Origin of the sequence: Streptomyces sp. TP-A0874, from assembly GCF_001748085.1 — a bacterium.
Taxonomy (GTDB): domain Bacteria; phylum Actinomycetota; class Actinomycetes; order Streptomycetales; family Streptomycetaceae; genus Streptomyces.
Genome location: NZ_BBZK01000005.1, coordinates 367,842 through 385,161, shown reverse-complemented (window position 1 = coordinate 385,161; position 17,320 = coordinate 367,842). Strand labels below are relative to the sequence as shown.

At 69.0% G+C, this 17,320-nt stretch carries 16 protein-coding genes; 7 read left to right on the top strand and 9 right to left on the bottom strand.

Annotated features, from left to right (window positions below):
- The first annotated feature begins 30 nt into the window (after positions 1-30).
- The 6 genes from murJ (at position 31) to trxA (ending at position 7,153) form a co-directional block, all read left to right on the top strand.
- The gene (gene murJ, locus BGP73_RS09290) at positions 31-1,995 is read left to right on the top strand and encodes a murein biosynthesis integral membrane protein MurJ (protein WP_069813621.1); all 1,965 of its coding nucleotides are present in this window, start codon (positions 31-33) and stop codon (positions 1,993-1,995) included.
- A gap of 111 nt (positions 1,996-2,106) precedes the next feature.
- On the top strand, positions 2,107-3,903 hold the full coding sequence (locus BGP73_RS09285) for a protein kinase family protein (RefSeq protein ID WP_069813619.1): 1,797 nt from the start codon (positions 2,107-2,109) through the stop codon (positions 3,901-3,903).
- Positions 3,904-3,954: 51 nt separating this feature from the next.
- Positions 3,955-4,659, top strand: coding sequence for an RNA polymerase sigma factor SigM (gene sigM / locus BGP73_RS09280; protein WP_069813616.1), 705 nt, complete (start codon positions 3,955-3,957; stop codon positions 4,657-4,659).
- Positions 4,660-5,258: 599 nt separating this feature from the next.
- Positions 5,259-5,684 carry a hypothetical protein gene (locus tag BGP73_RS21990; RefSeq protein ID WP_079127373.1) on the top strand — a complete coding sequence of 142 codons (426 nt, stop codon included), beginning with the start codon at positions 5,259-5,261 and terminating at the stop codon, positions 5,682-5,684.
- Positions 5,685-5,795: 111 nt separating this feature from the next.
- The gene (trxB, locus tag BGP73_RS09270; RefSeq protein WP_069813612.1) at positions 5,796-6,779 is read left to right on the top strand and encodes a thioredoxin-disulfide reductase; all 984 of its coding nucleotides are present in this window, start codon (positions 5,796-5,798) and stop codon (positions 6,777-6,779) included.
- Between the two features lie 44 nt (positions 6,780-6,823).
- Positions 6,824-7,153, top strand: coding sequence for a thioredoxin (gene trxA, locus BGP73_RS09265; protein WP_069813610.1), 330 nt, complete (start codon positions 6,824-6,826; stop codon positions 7,151-7,153).
- A 114-nt stretch (positions 7,154-7,267) separates the two neighbouring features.
- Here the strand turns inward: trxA and BGP73_RS09260 are convergent, their stop codons facing one another.
- The 9 genes from BGP73_RS09260 to rpmH all read right to left on the bottom strand — a co-directional run bounded on the left by BGP73_RS09260 (position 7,268) and on the right by rpmH (position 14,178).
- Positions 7,268-7,885, bottom strand: a complete 618-nt coding sequence (locus tag BGP73_RS09260; RefSeq protein WP_069813608.1) for a GNAT family N-acetyltransferase — start codon at positions 7,883-7,885, stop codon at positions 7,268-7,270.
- A gap of 144 nt (positions 7,886-8,029) precedes the next feature.
- Positions 8,030-9,148: a ParB/RepB/Spo0J family partition protein gene (locus tag BGP73_RS09255; RefSeq protein WP_079127372.1), complete on the bottom strand. Its 1,119-nt coding sequence runs from the start codon at positions 9,146-9,148 to the stop codon at positions 8,030-8,032.
- Positions 9,145-10,254, bottom strand: a complete 1,110-nt coding sequence (locus BGP73_RS09250; protein WP_079127371.1) for a ParA family protein — start codon at positions 10,252-10,254, stop codon at positions 9,145-9,147. The genes BGP73_RS09255 and BGP73_RS09250 overlap by 4 nt, the downstream gene beginning before the upstream one ends.
- 372 nt (positions 10,255-10,626) lie before the next feature.
- The gene (gene rsmG, locus BGP73_RS09245; RefSeq protein ID WP_069813601.1) at positions 10,627-11,343 is read right to left on the bottom strand and encodes a 16S rRNA (guanine(527)-N(7))-methyltransferase RsmG; all 717 of its coding nucleotides are present in this window, start codon (positions 11,341-11,343) and stop codon (positions 10,627-10,629) included.
- Positions 11,344-11,603: 260 nt separating this feature from the next.
- The gene (locus BGP73_RS09240; protein WP_069813599.1) at positions 11,604-12,140 is read right to left on the bottom strand and encodes a Jag family protein; all 537 of its coding nucleotides are present in this window, start codon (positions 12,138-12,140) and stop codon (positions 11,604-11,606) included.
- A gap of 10 nt (positions 12,141-12,150) precedes the next feature.
- A complete protein-coding gene (gene yidC, locus BGP73_RS09235; protein WP_069813597.1) occupies positions 12,151-13,275 on the bottom strand; it encodes a membrane protein insertase YidC in 1,125 nt (374 codons plus the stop codon).
- Positions 13,276-13,278: 3 nt separating this feature from the next.
- Positions 13,279-13,596: a membrane protein insertion efficiency factor YidD gene (gene yidD, locus BGP73_RS21985; protein ID WP_079127370.1), complete on the bottom strand. Its 318-nt coding sequence runs from the start codon at positions 13,594-13,596 to the stop codon at positions 13,279-13,281.
- Positions 13,593-14,015: a ribonuclease P protein component gene (gene rnpA / locus BGP73_RS21980; protein WP_079127369.1), complete on the bottom strand. Its 423-nt coding sequence runs from the start codon at positions 14,013-14,015 to the stop codon at positions 13,593-13,595. The genes yidD and rnpA overlap by 4 nt, the downstream gene beginning before the upstream one ends.
- Positions 14,016-14,040: 25 nt before the next feature.
- Entirely contained in the window at positions 14,041-14,178 is a 138-nt protein-coding gene (gene rpmH, locus BGP73_RS09230; RefSeq protein ID WP_069813595.1) for a 50S ribosomal protein L34, read from the bottom strand.
- A gap of 473 nt (positions 14,179-14,651) precedes the next feature.
- Here rpmH and dnaA point away from each other — a divergent pair, with 473 nt between their 5' ends.
- Positions 14,652-16,553: a chromosomal replication initiator protein DnaA gene (dnaA, locus tag BGP73_RS09225; RefSeq protein ID WP_374701133.1), complete on the top strand. Its 1,902-nt coding sequence runs from the start codon at positions 14,652-14,654 to the stop codon at positions 16,551-16,553.
- Positions 16,554-17,320 lie beyond the last annotated feature (767 nt).

Sequence of the window (17,320 nt, the reverse complement as noted above, 5' to 3'; positions counted from 1 at the left end):
GGGGGCCGATAGCGATGAGGTGGGGTAGCGATGAACGCACCGTACGACGGTGACGGGGGCCAGAGTCCGGGCAGTGATCCAACCGGTCCCGCACCCTCACCGGCCACCCCGCACGGGAGCCCGCCGCCGGCGCCGGGACCGGAGGCCCCCTCCCGAGACGCCTTCGCCCACCTCTACAGCGATCAGAGGCAGCCCTACGCCCCGCAGCGCACCCAGAGCCCCGCACCGCCCTCCCACCCGGGCGCCGCGGCCGGCCCACTGACCGATCCTGGGCCGCCGGCCGGAGAGCAACCGACGCCGCCGCAAGCCGAGCCCGCGCCCACCGACCGACAGCAGCCCCAGGCCAAGCGGCCGGCCGGCCGGGGCGGCAGCCTGATGAAGTCCAGCGCGGTGATGGCGGCGGGCACCCTCGTCTCACGTCTCACCGGCTTCCTGCGGCAACTGGTGATCACGGCGGCCATCGGCGCCGCGCTCCTCGGCGACAGCTACACCGTCGCCATGAACCTGCCGACGATGATCTACGTCCTGACCATCGGCGGCGGACTGAACTCGGTCTTCGTCCCGCAGCTGATCCGGGCCATGAAGAAGGACGACGACGGAGGCGAGGCCTACGCCAACCGCCTGCTCACCCTCGTCATGGTCATCCTGGGCGCACTGGTCGCGGTCTCCGCCCTCGCCGCCCCCTGGCTGATCCGGGCGATGTCCGTCCCGGTCTCGGAGAACCCCGCCGCCAACGACGTGGCCGTGACCTTCGCCCGCTACTGCCTGCCCACGATCTTCTTCATGGGTGTGCACGTCGTCATGGGGCAGATCCTCAACGCACGTGGCCGTTTCGGGGCCATGATGTGGACCCCGGTGCTGAACAACATCGTGGTGATCTTCACCTTCAGCATGTTCATCTGGATCTACGGCACCGCGGACCGCTCCGACGTCGGGGTCACCACCATCGCCCCCGAGGGCCTTCGGCTGCTGGGCATCGGCACCCTGCTCGGGCTCACCCTGCAGGCCCTGGCGATGCTTCCCTACCTCCGCGCGGCCGGCTTCACCTTCCGCCCCCGCTTCGACTGGCGGGGCCACGGACTGGGCAAGGCTGCCCGGCTCGCCAAGTGGACCGTGCTTTTCGTACTGGCCAACCAGGCGGGCCTGGTGGTCGCCACCCAGCTTGCCACCCGTGCCGGTGCCGAAGCCGACAAACTCGGTTTCCCGGGGACCGGCATCATGGGCTACAACAACGCCTTCCTGATCTGGCAGATGCCGCAGGCCATCATCACCGTCTCGGTGATGGCGGCGCTGCTGCCGCGGATCTCCCGCTCGGCGGCCGACGGGGACACCGCAGCAGTACGCGACGACATCTCCCACGGGCTGCGCAGCTCGGCGGTGGCGATCGTGCCGATCTCCTTCGCCTTCGTGGCCCTGGGCATCCCCATGTGCACCATGATGTTCTCAGCCTCCGGCCCGGTGGCTGCCCACTCGATGGGCTACATCCTGATGGCGTTCGGTCTGGGGCTGATCCCGTACTCCATGCAGTACGTCGTGCTGCGCGGCTTCTACGCCTACGAGGACACCCGGACCCCCTTCTACAACACCGTGATAGTGGCGATGGCCTGGGGAGTGCTCTCCGCAGTCAGCTACTTCGTGCTCCCGGCCCGGTGGGTGGTCGCCGGTATCGCGGTCTCCTACGGTCTGGCCTACGCCATCGGGGTGGGCATCGCCTGGTCCCGGCTCCGCCGACGGGTGGGCGGCGACCTGGACGGCGCACATGTGGTGCGCACCTACGCCCGGCTCGTAGGAGCCAGCATCCCCGCAGCGCTCGCCGGGGGACTGGCGAGCCTCGGCATCACCCGGTTCACCGGTGAGGGGACGTTCGGCTCACTGGGCGCCCTCGTCGGCGGCGGCACCGTGCTGCTCTGCGTCTTCTACCTGGCGGCCAAGAAGATGAGGATCGAGGAGATGACCGCCATGGTCGGTATGGTCCGCGCCCGCCTCGGCCGCTGACCCGCACAACCATCGTCCACCACCGCGTGTCGTGCAGAGCGGTGGACTGTGGGCACAATTGTCTTGGCTGTGGTGCGAATGCGTGCAACGGATGGGGAGGCGGGAACGACGGTGGCAGAACGGAGCACGGCTGCCGTCGACGTGGCTGCCAACGACGGTGAGGAACCAGTCTCCACCGAGGCGGAGCAGCAGACCACGTCTGACGCGGAGCAGTCCACGGGGCAGGTCAGCGCGGCTGAGCCGGACGCCGCAGCCACACCGCGGGAGGCGGCTGAGGACGACGACCCGCCCGAGGAGACACCCGAACCCGGGACCGAGCAGCCATCGGAACCGGCTTCGGAGTCATCAGCCCCCGACCTCGAACCTCCGCAGCCGCACAGCGGCCACAAACTCGCCAGACGGTACCGGCTGGAAGAGTGCGTCACCCGACTGGACGGCTTCAGCAGCTGGCGGGCGATGGACGAGAAGCTGCGGCGGGCCGTCGGGATCCACCTGCTGCCCGCCAACCACCCGCGAGCCCGCCGAGTGCTCGCCGCGGCCCGGTCGGCCGCGCTCCTCGGCGACCCCCGCTTCGTCCAGGTGCTGGACGCCGTGGAGGAGGGCGACTTCGTCTACGTGGTGCACGAGTGGCTGCCGGACGCCACCGAACTCGGCACCATCCTGGCCGGCGGCCCGCTGGACCCGCACGACGCCTACCAACTCGTCAGCCAGATCTCCCAGGCGATGTCCGCGGCCCACCGGGAGGGCCTGGCGCATCTCCGCCTCACACCGGGCTCGGTACTGCGCACCCACTCCGGCCAGTACCGGATCCGTGGCCTGGCGGTGATGGCGGCGCTCCGCGGCATCACCGCCGACCATCCCCAGCGCACCGACACCGAAGCCATCGGCGCCCTGCTCTACGCGGCGCTCACCCAGCGCTGGCCGTACGAAGGCGACGCCTACGGGCTCTCCGGGCTGCCGAAGGACGTCGGGCTGATCCCACCGGACCAGGTGCGGGCAGGCGTCCACCGGGGGCTCTCCGAGCTGTCGATGCGTGCCCTGGTGAACAACGGCTCCACCCCCTTCCGGCAGGAGCAGCCCTGCACCACGCCCGAGGAACTGGCCAAGGCGGTCGCCGCGATCCCGCCGATCCGCCCACCGGAACCCTCCTTCGCCACCCCCACCTACCCGTCCGCCGCTTACCGGCAGCCCTCCTTCGCGCAGACCGCGGCCCCCGGCCTCGACCAGGGGGCACCGGCCCGACCGGTGGCGACGCCTCCCAGGCCACTGCAGAGCCGGTCCGGCAAGGCCCTCACCTGGGCGGTCTCCGCGCTGCTCATCGCCGCGCTCGGTCTCGGCAGCTGGCAGGTAGCGGATGCCCTGATCAACCGGTTCGGCCCGCCCGAGGGATCCAGCACCGCCCAGGAGAAGGGCAGCGGCGGGGAAGGGGAGACACCCAAGAGCACACCGATTCCCGTCGAGGACATCAGCGAGTTCTCCCCGCTGGGCCCCCCGGTCGCCGAGGACACGGTGGGCAACGCGGTGGACGGCGATCGCGCCACCGCCTGGATCACCCCGCACTACAAGGGCTACGCCAACTTCGGCAACCTCCCCGCCAGGAAGCAGGGCAGCGGGGTCATCCTCGACCTGGGCAGCGTCAAGAGCGTCACCGGGGTCTCCGTGCGGATGTACCGCGCGGGCCAGACCGTCGAACTCCGCGCCGCGGAGACAGGCGCACAAGGCCCCACCGCACTCTCCGACTTCCCCCGCAGCCTGGGTGCGCCCGAGACCGCCGGCGATGAGTTGAAGATCAGCCTCGACAAGCCGCTGCGGACGCGGTACCTACTGGTTCACATCACAAAACTGCCCCCGGACGGTTCCGCGAGCCAGTTCCGGGGAGGCATCTCCGAGATTAAGCTGACAGGCTGACGCAGCCGAAACGGAAGACGCAGCCAAAACGGAAGGGGAGGCGCCCGTACGTTGGACGAGGTCGCGCGCGACGCCAGAGACGACCGGCAGCTTCTCGCCCTCCATGTGGACGGTGATTCCGAGGCATTCGGGGAGCTGGTCCGCCGCCACCGCGACCGGCTGTGGGCAGTCGCGGTGCACACTCTCGGCGATCGGGAGGAAGCCGCCGACGCCGTCCAGGACGCCCTGGTCTCCGCCTACCGGGCCGCACACACCTTCCGCGGCCAGTCAGCGGTGACCACCTGGCTGCACCGGATCACGGTCAACGCCTGCCTGGACCGGGCCCGCAAGGCGGCCTCCCGGCGGACCGACCCGATAGCAGAGACCGAGCGGCTGGAGACTCTCCTGGACCCGCATGAATCCGCCTCCGCACCCGCCGAACGAAGTGACCTCCAAAGAGAGCTCGTATCGGCGCTCGGGACCCTCCCCGTCGACCAGCGCGCCGCCCTGGTCCTAGTCGATATGCAGGGCTATCCCGTGGCGGAGGCGGCTCGAGTTCTCGGTGTCCCCAACGGCACCGTGAAGAGCCGCTGCGCACGGGGGCGGGCACGGCTACTCCCGCTGCTCAGCCATCTGCGGGGGAGCCGCCCCTCCGCGGACGAGGAACGTTCAACGCCACCAGGCTGGAAGAGGAACCAGATGCCCAGGGCATCCGTCCCACCCGCAGCAGGTCCGCGTGACAGTGAGGCTGTGAAGGATGGGGGTGGACGCGTATGACATCGGTGGCCCAGCCGGATGAGCATCCCGAAGTCGAGGAGCTCTCGGCGCTCATCGAGGGATTGGTGCCCGAGGAGCGCTGCGCCGTTCTCCACGACCACCTCTCGGACTGCCAGCCGTGCGCGGAGGTGCACAGCTCGCTCAGGGAGATCCCGGAGTTGTTGGGTTCCCTGCCGAGCCCGATACCGATGCCCCCCGACGTAGCGGCCCGGATCGACGTGGCTCTCGCGGCGGAGTCTCCGGTCCCCACCGCCACCGGGGCGGTTTCACGTGAAACGGCATCGTCCACACAGCCCCTCTCCGATCCGGAGGCGGCGCCCTCGGGCTCCCCCTCCGGTGTTTCACGTGAAACTCCGGGCGAGCAACGCCTTCTCTCCAAGAGGAGCCACACCCGGCGCCCCATCGGTCGAACAACGGGCCGTACTCACACCGGTCCGCCGCGTAGCTCCACCGGACGCCCGCGCACCGGGGGCGGGCGCCCCTCTTCGAGCGCGCACTCCGCCGACGGCCGGCACCGGTGGCGCCGTCGGCGGGGCGCCCTCCTCGGCGCCGCTGCGACAATCGCCGCCTTGGGGGTGGGTGGAGCCGTCCTGCATTCGTTGAACGATCCGGCGGAGGGATCGGTCGCGACCAAGCACACCGGTGGCCAGGGAGGCGGCTCAGAGTTCGCCGCAGAGCCCCTCGACCGCCAGGTGCAGCGGCTGCTGGCCGGTGTCGAGGGCGCTGCGGCGACTCCCAAGGTGGAAGCCGGCACGGACAACGACACCGACACGGCGTCCGAGCGTCCCCTCCTGAGCAACGAGGTCATCGTGCCGTCCTGTGTACAACTGGGGACCGGTCGCCAGGAGGAGCCGCTCGCCGCGAAGACCGGCAAGTACCAGGAGCGGGAGGCCTACCTGATCCTCCTGCCCCATCCTGCGGACAACGGGAGGGTCGAGGCCTACGTCGTCGACGCCTCCTGCGCGTCGGAAACGGCCCCCGGTCCGGGGGAGCTCCTGCTGAAACGCAGCTACCAGCGGGGCTGAGTCCTCCCGCCGCGCCGGTACTCTCCGGGGAATGCCGGCCCCGTAGGATCCGTTGGATGGGGTGAGCGTTAGGCGCCCTGATTCAGCAGTCGGCAGAGACGAGGAACACCCGTGAGCGACGTCCGCAATGTGATCATCATCGGCTCCGGGCCGGCGGGCTACACCGCAGCCTTGTACACCGCCCGCGCGTCCCTGAAGCCGCTCGTGTTCGAGGGTGCTGTAACCGCCGGTGGTGCGCTGATGAACACAACCGATGTGGAGAACTTCCCCGGCTTCCGCGACGGCATCATGGGCCCGGACCTGATGGACAACATGCGGGCCCAGGCAGAGCGCTTCGGCGCTGAGCTGGTGCCCGACGACATCGTCTCGGTGGACCTGACCGCCGAGATCAAGTCGGTCACCGACTCGGCCGGCACTGTGCACCGGGCCAGGACCGTGATCATCGCCACCGGGTCCCAGCACCGGAAGCTCGGTCTCCCCAACGAGGAGAAGTTCTCGGGCCGCGGGATCTCCTGGTGCGCCACCTGCGACGGATTCTTCTTCAAGGACCAGGACATCGCCGTGGTGGGCGGTGGCGACACCGCCATGGAGGAGGCGACGTTCCTCTCCCGTTTCGCCAAGACCGTCACCGTCGTCCATCGCCGTGACACTCTCCGGGCCTCCAAGGCGATGCAGGACCGGGCCTTCGCCGATCCCAAGATCACTTTCGCCTTCGACAGTGAGGTCGCCGAGATCCACGGCGAGCAGAAGCTCTCCGGGCTCACCCTGCGTTCCACCAAGACCGACGAAACTCGCGAACTTCCGGTCAGCGGGCTGTTCATCGCCGTCGGACACGACCCGCGCACCGAGCTCTTCAAGGACCAGGTGACGCTGGACGCGGACGGTTACCTCGAGGTCTCCGCACCCTCCACCCGGACCAACCTCCCCGGCGTCTTCGCCGCAGGCGATGTGGTGGACCACACCTACCGCCAGGCGATCACCGCTGCCGGCACCGGTTGCTCCGCGGCCCTGGACGCCGAGCGCTACCTCGCCTCCCTCGCGGACTCCGCGGGCGAGGAGACCCCTGAGCCGGAGAAGACCACCGCGGCCGTCTGACCGCCCCCGTCCACAACCCTCAGTTCGAGAACAAGGAGACCGCCATGGCCGGCGCCCTCAAGCAAGTGACAGACGCCTCCTTCGAAAAGGACGTCCTGAAGAGCGACAAGCCCGTGCTCGTCGACTTCTGGGCCGCCTGGTGCGGCCCCTGCCGCCAGATCGCTCCTTCCCTGGAGAAGATCGCTGAGGAGCACGGCGAGAAGATCGAGATCGTCAAGTTGAACATCGACGAGAACCCGTCGACCGCCGCCAAGTACGGCGTGATGTCGATCCCGACTCTGCACGTCTACACCAACGGTGAGGTCGCCAAGACGATCGTCGGAGCCAAGCCGAAGGCCGCGATCGAGCGGGAGCTCGAAGAGTTCATCGGCTGACCGTCGACTGTTTCACGTGAAACCGGGCCCGCCCCTTCAGGGGGCGGGCCCGGTTTCACGTGAAACACCTCCGGAGTCCACCGGGACTCTCCCTCACCACTACCTCTCGATACCTCAGAGCGGCCGCAGAGTGGGTTCCTTCTGCACCGCACCCAGCAGTCGGTCCAGCGCCATCTCCACGTCCTCCTTCCAGGAGAAGGTGGTCCGCAACTCCAGTCTGAGCCTGGGGTACCGGTGGTGCGGGCGCACGGTCTTGAACCCGACCGCCAACAGGTAATCCACCGGCAGTACACACGTCATCTTCGTTCGGCGTGCGTCCCCGAACGCTTCGATGGCACGGACCCCGCGCCCGAGCAGATCCTTGGCCACCCCCTGCACCAACATCCGCCCCAGCCCCTGTCCCCGGTACCCCGGCATCGTCCACGCGGTCATCAGCTGAACGGCGTCCGTTGCGACAGGACTGGTGGGGAAGGCCGTGGACCTGGGCACATACGCCGGCGGCGCGTACAGCATGTAACCGACGGCTACTTCGTCGACGTAGACCAAGCGACCGCAAGAACCCCACTCCAGCAGTACGGCTGAGATCCACGCTTCCTTCTCCACCTCCGGCCGCCCCGCCTTGACCGCTGCCTCGCCACTGACGGGATCCAGCTCCCAGAAGACGCAGGAGCGGCACCACCCCGGCAGCTCGGGAAGGTTGTCCAGCGTGAGCGGTACGAGTCGACGCCCCATGAACCCTCACTTCCTCCCCCGCTGCGTCGTTCTCCGAGCCCGGCCCCGAGAGCGTTCCACACCGAGGGGTACCGTCCCGGAAAAGACCTGGGGTGGGCTGCGCCAGCCGGCTCAGCCCACCCCGGAGTTCAGGATCCGGCTGGATCACTCCACGCCGTCTTCCTCATCCTCTTCGCCGAGATCCGAGTCAAGGATCTGCCCCTCCTCCGGAGCCAACATCTCCAGGATCCGCTCCAGATCCCCCATCGAGGCGAACTCGACGACGATCTTCCCCTTCTTCTGACCCAGATCCACCTTCACCCGGGTTTCGAAGCGGTCGGAAAGCCGTGATGCCAGCTCGGTCAGCACGGGAGAGACCCGCCGGCCGGCTCGCGGCCCCCTCGTCTTCCGGGTCGACTGCTGCTGGGTGCCCGCCAGCATCACGATTTCCTCGACAGCCCGTACGGAGAGCCCCTCCGCCACGATGCGGTGAGCGATCCGGTCCTGCTCCTCGGCGTCCTCAACCGACAGCAGAGCCCGTGCGTGCCCGGCCGAGAGCACACCGGCCGCCACCCGGCGCTGCACGGAAGGGGAGAGCTTCAGCAGTCGGAGCGTGTTCGAAACCTGGGGGCGGGAGCGCCCGATGCGGTCCGCCAACTGGTCATGTGTGCACTCGAAGTCCTTGAGCAGCTGATCGTAGGCGGCGGCCTCCTCCAGCGGGTTCAACTGCGCCCGGTGGAGGTTCTCCAACAACGCGTCCAACAGCAGCTTCTCGTCGTCCGTGGCACGGACGATCGCCGGAATCCTCTCCAGCCCCGCCTCGCGGCAAGCGCGCCACCGCCGCTCGCCCATGATCAGCTCATAGCGGTCCGCGCCCAACTGCCGGACCACGACCGGCTGCAGGAGGCCGACCTCCTGGATGGAGGTGATCAGCTCCGCCAGGGCGTCCTCATCGAAGACCTCTCGCGGCTGACGTGGATTCGGGGTGATCGAATCCAGCGGGAGCTCCGCGAAGTGCGCCCCGGCCGGTTCCTCCCCGGCCACCCAGAACTCCGCCTCCGGCGGCACACCGTCATCCGCCTCCGGCGGAACGTCGCTCTGCGGCAGCCCGGCCACCTTGGCGGCCGCCACACCCCGACTCGAGTCAGGGGAGAGAACCGGCATCGCCGCAGGAGAGGTCTTGCCCGTTATGGCCACCGTGGCGCCGGTCTGCTCCGCCCCCTGCGGAGCCGCCGGAATCAACGCCCCGAGTCCTCGCCCCAGGCCTCTACGTCGTTCTGTCACTGGGTCCCCTCCGAGATGTGCTGCTGCTCCTGCGGGTTGATCGCCGGAGCGTGTTGCCCGGTGTAGTTCACGTCGACCCCCCGGAGCGCGATCTCCTTCGCCGCCTCCAGGTAGGAGAGCGATCCGCTCGAGTTCGGATCGTAGGTGAGCACCGTCTGTCCGTAGCTGGGCGCTTCGGAGATGCGGACCGAGCGCGGGATGCTCGTACGCAGCACCTCGTTGGTGAAGTGGGAGCGGACCTCTTCCGCCACCTGGGAGGCCAGTCGAGTACGGCCGTCGTACATCGTGAGCAGGATCGTCGAGACGTGGAGCTTGGGGTTGAGGTGACCGCGGACCAACTCGACGTTCCGTAGGAGCTGCCCGAGGCCCTCCAGCGCGTAGTACTCACACTGGATGGGGATCAACACTTCGGCGCCCGCCACCAACGCGTTGACGGTGAGGAGGCCCAGCGACGGGGGGCAGTCGATCAGGATGTAGTCCAGCGGCTGCTCGTAGGACTCGATCGCCCGGGACAGCCGGCTCTCCCGCGCCACAAGAGAGACGAGTTCGATCTCGGCCCCGGCCAGGTCGATGGTGGCCGGGGCGCAGAAGAGGCCTTCCACATCCGGCACCGGCTGGACGATCTCAGACAGGGACTTGCTCTCGATCAACACGTCGTAGATCGAGGGCACTTCGGCATGGTGATCGATCCCCAGGGCCGTCGAGGCGTTGCCCTGCGGGTCGAGGTCGATAACGAGCACCCGAGCCCCGTGCAGGGCCAGCGAGGCGGCCACGTTGACCGTCGTGGTGGTCTTGCCCACACCGCCCTTCTGGTTGGCGACGACGAAGACCCGCGTCCGCTCAGGTCTCGGCAGGGCCTCACCCCTGCGCCCCACGGCAGTCGCCGACGGTTGGCCGCCCTGGCCGATCGGGGCGTCATCCATCGGGGCCGGCGTTTCACGTGAAACGTCTTCCCCGGGGTACGGCGGCCCCGGGGACACCCCCCGGTTGGGCTCAGCGGCGCGGGGACCGGGGACCGGATCGGCCATCGGTCCCGCGAAGTTGGCGTCGGACCGCAAGGACTCACTCTCCTCGACTTCAGACTCGCAATGACCAGAGCCTGCCATGCTTTGGGGGTCGGGAACCACTGAGGCCCGCTCTCCTGTGGATGATTCCACTGTGGAAGGCGCTGCTCGAGTGGCCCGGCCCGCCTTGCGAGAAGAGGCGGTGCGGCCGGGTGAGGCCGCGACCGCACGGCTGCGGCCGATGATTCCCTGCAACCTGGAGCGACGTTTCACGTGAAACACGATGCACACTGCGGAGCTCTACCGGGCCACGACACTCCGGCGGACTCGGTGGGCTGGCTTGTATGGAGCAACTCACCGCGGGCCCGGCGCCCTGGACGGTACGAGTCGACACGGCGCGGGCCGGGTTCCCGTCACCCGCGCCGCAGGGTCAGCCTCCTGGGGAGCGGCGAGTAAGAGCGGCTCCCCCGACCATCAGCGGCGGCCTCGCGAACGGCTCGCCCGCGCGGCTCGGGCCCGCTTGGCCGCGAAGCGAACACCACCGGGGCTCTCGCCCACCTCCACGCGCACCACCGTGGAGGGCGGATCCACCGTGCCCACGCCCACCTGGAAGACCGAGCTCCGCACCGCCCCAAGCTTGCTGAGCGCGGCCCTGGCGCTCCGGAGCTCCTGCTCGGCCGTGTCCCCCTTCAGCGCCAGCATCTCACCGTACGGTCGGAGCAGCGGCACCCCCCAGCCGGCGAGCCGATCCAGCGGCGCCACCGCGCGGGCGGTCACCACGTGCACCGGACGCAGCTTGCCGAGCATCTCCTCGGCCCGGCCCCGTACCACGGTCACATGCTCCAGCCCCAGCAGGTCCACCACCTCCTGCAGGAAGGTGGTGCGCCGCAGTAGCGGCTCCAGCAGAGTGATCTCCAGGTCGGGCCGTACCAGCGCCAAGGGAATTCCCGGTAGTCCGGCCCCCGATCCCACATCGCAGACCGTCACCGACTCGGGCACCGCCTCGGTCAGCACGGCGCAGTTCAGCATGTGCCGTCCCCACAGCCGCGGCACCTCGCGCGGCCCGATGAGCCCCCGCCGCACGCCGGCCTCGGCCAGTAGCTCGGCGTAGCGTATGGCGGCCGGAAGAGCATCACCGAACACCGTCTCTGCTTCTGGCGGAGGCGGGGGGAGCTCTGCTTCCTCCGTCATCTGAACCTTCCTTCCTCGGGCTCGGGCTGTGCCGGACTGTCGCACCTGTTGGACCGTCGGTCAGCTTGGAAAGGTTCGGCCCCGTCTGTGCAACAGACGGGGCCGGGGTGATCAGAGGAGCCACCGCACCGGTCTGCCGGCCGGGGCTCCGAACCGCTGGGTCTGTCCCACCGGTCACCGCGGGTGGTGCGGCCTCCCCCGGTCGGCCGGGGGAGTGCGCTGCCGGGAGGAACCAGGCCCACCGCGGTCCGTGTGACGGGTCAGTCGGGGAGCACCACGACGCAGCGCTGGGGCTCCTCGCCCTCGGACTCGCTCCGCAGGCCCGCCGCCGCCACCGCGTCGTGGACGACCTTGCGCTCGAAGGGCGTCATCGGCTTCAGCTTGACCGGTTCACCGCTGCTCTTCGCCTCGTCCGCCGCCTTGGCGCCGAGCAGCGAGAGCTCCTGGCGCTTGCGGGCCCGGAAGCCGGCGACGTCCAGCATGAGCCTGCTGCGATCGCCGGTCTCCCGGTGCACCGCCAGCCGGGTCAGCTCCTGGAGGGCCTCCAGCACCTCGCCGTCCCGGCCCACCAGCTTCTGCAGATCGCGGCTGGTGGACTCGCTGATGATCGAGACGGAGGCCCGATCGGCCTCGACGTCCATGTCGATGTCGCCGTCGAGGTCCGCGATGTCCAGCAGCCCCTCGAGGTAGTCAGCTGCGATCTCCCCTTCCTGCTCAAGGCGGGTCAGAGTGTCACCCCCCGTGTCCTCCGGGGTGTCGTCCACCTCGGGCGCGAGAGCGGGCGTGCCTTCCGTCACTGGAGGCTCCTTACTTCTTGGACGGGTGCTTGGGCCGCTGCTGGCCCTTGCGCTGCCCGGGCTTGCCGTTGCTGGAAGAGGAGGAGCCGCCCGGTTTCGGCTTGGACTCCTGCGGCTGGTCCACCGGCTTCTCCTTGCCGGAGTTGGCGGTCGCTCGGGAGCGCTTGGCCTGGGACGGCGCCTTGGCCCCCTGCGCCTGCGGCGCACCGCCCGAGCGCCGGGACTTGCTCTGCCGCTTGGGCTGCTGCCGCTTGGCGCGCGCCTCCTCGACGGCCTCCCTGGCCTTGACCTCCTCCGGGTCCTCCTTCAGCTTGCCCTTGGCCCGCAGCCGCTCCTGGCGCTGCTTGAAGGCGAGGCTGCCCGGAGTGGGGTTCCGGTGGATCACGTACATCTGCTGGCCCATGGTCCACACGTTGGTGGTCAGCCAGTAGACGAGGACACCGACCGGGAAGTTGATACCGAAGACGGCGAACATGATCGGGAAGACGTACATCAGCATCTTCTGCTGCTGCATGAACGGCGTCTTCACCGTCAGGTCGACGTTCTTGGTCATCAGCTGGCGCTGCGTGTAGAACTGCGAGGCGGACATCAGCACGATCATGATGACCGTGACCATCCGCACATCGGTCAGCGTCGCTCCGAGGCTCTCCACCTTGGCGGCGCTGTCCATGAACTTGACCGAGAGCGGAGCACCGAAGATGTGGGCGTTCCGAGCGCTGTCGACCAGGGCCTGGTCCATGACGCCCACGCGCTGCCCTCGGGCGATGTGGTTCAGGACCTGGTACAGGGCGATGAAGAACGGCGACTGCGCCAGGATCGGAAGACAGCTCGAGAGCGGGTTGGTGCCCGTCTCCTTGTAGAGCTTCATCATCTCTTCGGACTGGCGCTGCTTGTCGTTCTTGTAACGCTCCTGGATGGCCTTCATCCGTGGCTGGAGCACCTGCATGTTCCGCGTCGCCTTGATCTGCTTCACGAAGAGCGGGATCAGGCAGATGCGGATCAGGACCACCAGCGACACGATGGACAGACCCCAGGCCCAGCCGCTGTTCTTGTCGAAGACAAGGCTGTACAGCGAATGGAACTGGACGATGATCCAGGAAACTACGATATAGAGAGGGCCGAGGACCGTGTCCACTAATCAGGCTCCTTGGGCATTGGGCTGGGGCTCTGACTGTCCCGTCGGCGCATCGGCGGAGTGAGCACTCCACAGATTCCGCAGACGTCGGTGCCAGACCGGATGCTTCCGGGGAGGAACGTGGTCGACGCCACCGGGCGACCACGGATTACAGCGCAGCAGGCGCCAGGCGGTCAGCGCCGTCCCCTTGACCGCGCCATGTCGGTGGATGGCCTGGTAGCCGTAGTGCGAACACGACGGGTAGTACCGGCACACCGGCCCGAGCAGCGGACTGATCGTCCACTGGTAGAGCTTGATCAACCACATCAGTGGGTATTTCATCGGGGTGCCCTCCCCTCGGCTTCTTCCTCTGGCTTCGCCGGAGGGGCTTTCGGGGGCACCCCGCCCAGCAGCCGCCGAAGCGCGGCATCGAGATCACGGGCCAACTGATCGTGGCCGGCCTCGCCGGCTCCGGGCAGCGCCCTTACGACAACCAGGCTACCGGGGGGCAGCAAAACCAACCGCTCGCGTATGAGCTGGCGCAGCCTCCGCTTCACCAGGTTACGGGTGACGGCTCCGCCGACGGCCTTGCTGACGACGAAACCCGCACGGACCGGGGGAGAACCCTCCCCTGCCCCGTGCGGGCTCGCAGATCCACTGCGGAGGTGCACTACGAGGAGCGGGCGTCCGGCCCTGCGTCCTCGTCGTACCGCGGCCGCGAAGTCCTCGCGCCGCCTCAGCCGGTTCTCGGTGGGCAGCACGGCATGGACCCTGTGACCGGGCTGCTCAGGCCGACAGGCGCGAGCGGCCCTTGCTGCGGCGGGTCGCCAGGATGGCACGGCCGGCGCGGGTCCGCATGCGCAGCCGGAAGCCGTGGGTCTTCGCACGACGACGATTGTTCGGCTGGAAGGTGCGCTTGCTCACTCGGGGGCTCCAGAAAGACTCGAGACTGAGGATTCGGTGCGAGTCGCCTGGCTGTCACCGTGCGCCCACGAGAAGCTCGCATACGCCCGAGTGCACCGCTGATCGACCACTGGGAGCGATCTTGCCCATCGGAGGCAGGCGGCAGCAGCCACGACACTCGACCTCGACACGGTACGCGCGGGCGAGTCTTCTGGTCAAACCCGCTCCGGGCCCCGAGTTGACCGGCCCCGACCCTCCGCCGGAGACGGCCACCGCGAGGAGCGGTCCCCGTTCCCTCCGCGCACCCCGGCGCTCCCGCCCGCGGGAGACCCGGGCACACTCGGTGCGTCGACTGTGCACACCCTGTGGACAACGACTTGAACCGCACACCTCGCCCTGACTACCGTGGCGGAACTCCGCATTCTTCCCGCCCGTCCCGAGAGTCACGCATTCGTGGGACATTCGGCATCATCACACCCAGCGAGTGAGAGAGCGTGCCTGTGGCCGATGTACCCACCGATCTTGCCGCAGTGTGGCCACGCGTGCTCGATCAGCTTCTAGGCGACGGCGGCCAGGAGATCGAGGCGAAGGACCGGCGCTGGCTGCGGGACTGCCAGCCGCTGGTGCTGGTCGCCGGCACCGCGGTGCTCTCGGTGCCGAACGAGTACGCCAAGGGGGTGCTCGAAGGCCGGCTGTCCCCGCTGATCAGCGAGGCGCTGAGCCGAGCGTGCAACCAGCCGATCCGGCTCGCCGTGACGGTCAGCCCGGCGGCTACCGAACCCCCCGCCGCCCCGGCTCCTGAGCCCGCCCCCGGCCCGGTCCCGCACCAGCAGCGGCCCGCCGAGCCGCCGGGTGACGCCGGCCGCACCGGTCACGCCCCGTGGGCGGAGGGTCTTCCGGTGGCCCGCCCCGCGTACCCGGAGTACCACCGGGACCGCCCCGACCCCGGGTCCTGGCCCACCACGCACGAGTACGGCTGGCAGCAACCGCCGGCCGGCGGGTACGCCGAGCACGACCCCTATGCCTCGCCGCGCGGCCCGGGCGCCCCGGCGCAGAACCCCGCCGGCCACGGCGGGCCGCCGCACCCCACACACGGCCAGGGATCGTCCCAGCGCTACGAGGAGCACCGGCCTCCGGGGCTGCCGCCCCAGGGCGACTACCGCTCCGGCACCGACCGTTCGCCCTACCAGCACCACCTCGCGGACCTGCCGGAGCAGCGCTCCTCCCGGCTGCCCGGTGAGCAGGCCGACCAGGGCGAGTCCGGGACAGGGCCCGGGGTGCCCGGAAGCCGGCTACCCGCCCCCAGCGGCGCCCCCGGTCCACTCGCCGCGCAGCCTGCCCCGGCGACCGGGCCCGGTGAGCCGACCGCCCGGCTGAATCCGAAGTACCTCTTCGACACCTTCGTCATCGGCGCCTCCAACCGCTTCGCCCACGCCGCGGCGGTCGCGGTCGCCGAGGCCCCGGCGAAGGCCTACAACCCGCTGTTCATCTACGGGGAGTCGGGGTTGGGGAAGACCCACCTGCTGCACGCCATCGGCCACTACGCGCGCAGTCTCTACCCGGGCACCCGGGTGCGTTACGTGAGCTCGGAGGAGTTCACCAACGAGTTCATCAACTCCATCCGGGACGGCAAGGCGGACGCCTTCCGGAAGCGCTACCGCGACATGGACATCCTGCTGGTGGACGACGTCCAGTTCCTGGCGAGCAAGGAGTCGACGCAGGAGGAGTTCTTCCACACCTTCAACACGCTGCACAACGCCAACAAGCAGATCGTGCTCTCCTCCGACCGGCCCCCCAAGCAGCTGGTGACCCTGGAGGACCGGCTCCGCAACCGCTTCGAGTGGGGTCTGATCACCGACGTCCAGCCGCCGGAGCTGGAGACGCGGATCGCGATCCTGCGGAAGAAGGCGGTGCAGGAGCAGCTCAACGCGCCTCCCGAGGTGCTGGAGTTCATCGCCTCGCGCATCTCCCGCAACATCCGGGAGCTGGAGGGCGCGCTGATCCGGGTCACCGCCTTCGCCAGCCTCAACCGACAGCCGGTGGACCTCGGCCTGACCGAGATCGTGCTCAAGGACCTGATCCCCGGCGGTGAGGACGCCGCTCCGGAGATCACCACGACCGCGATCATGGCGGAGACCGCCCAGTACTTCGGGCTCACCGTCGAGGACCTGTGCGGCTCCTCACGCAGCCGGGTGCTGGTCACCGCCCGGCAGATCGCGATGTACCTCTGCCGGGAGCTGACCGATCTCTCCCTGCCGAAGATCGGCGCGCAGTTCGGCGGTCGCGACCACACCACGGTGATGCACGCCGACCGCAAGATCCGAGCTCTGATGGCCGAGCGGCGCTCCATCTACAACCAGGTCACCGAGCTCACCAACCGCATCAAGAACGGCTGAGCCGCCCCGGACCCACCCGGCGCGCCCTGCTGCCCGGAGCCTCTGTCGCCTTCTCCGGGCCGGTCGGGCGTGTCCGCCAGCACGCCGCCGCACGATTGGCCAGAGCGCCCTCGGGTGCGATCAAGGGCCCCCTCTCGGGGGTCATCACCGCATCTCCGGGCGCGGCCCGATCCCACAGTCGATCCGGCGCGGCCCCGGAGCGCTCGTTCCGCAGCGGCTGAGGGCACTCCCCAGCGTGCGTCTCCGCCGCCTCGGCGTTTCCCCACGCCCCGGCGGGGCCGCGGGCGCTCTTCCCAGCTGTTCGATTACCTGGCTCTCACCTCGGCTTCTCCACAGGTTTGGCCCATCAGGGCCATCCACACCCTGGGGACCGCCGAGTTATCCATAGGCTGTCCACAGACACCCCTGTCACCAAGTTGACCTTCGAGGTCAACCGGCTGGGGAAATGTTGGCAACCGTCCTCCACAGGTTGTGGACAGTCGACTCCGGTTTCAGCGCCGCGAGTGTTGTCCACCGACTACCCACAGGAAAAGGGCAGTTGTGCACAGGTTCTCCACAGCCCTGTCCACTGTTCGGCAACACAACACACGGCGTCACCTCCGAGAGTGAAAGCCGTCACACTGATGTGGTGGGTTGGGCTGGGGAGAACTTGGGTAAAGCTGGGGACGAGGCTGGGGAGAAGTCGCCCTCGCCTGTGTAGAACTTTTCGCTGTCCACAGCGTCAGCTAGTTATCCACCGTCTCCGCCCACAGGCCCGGTGGATAAAA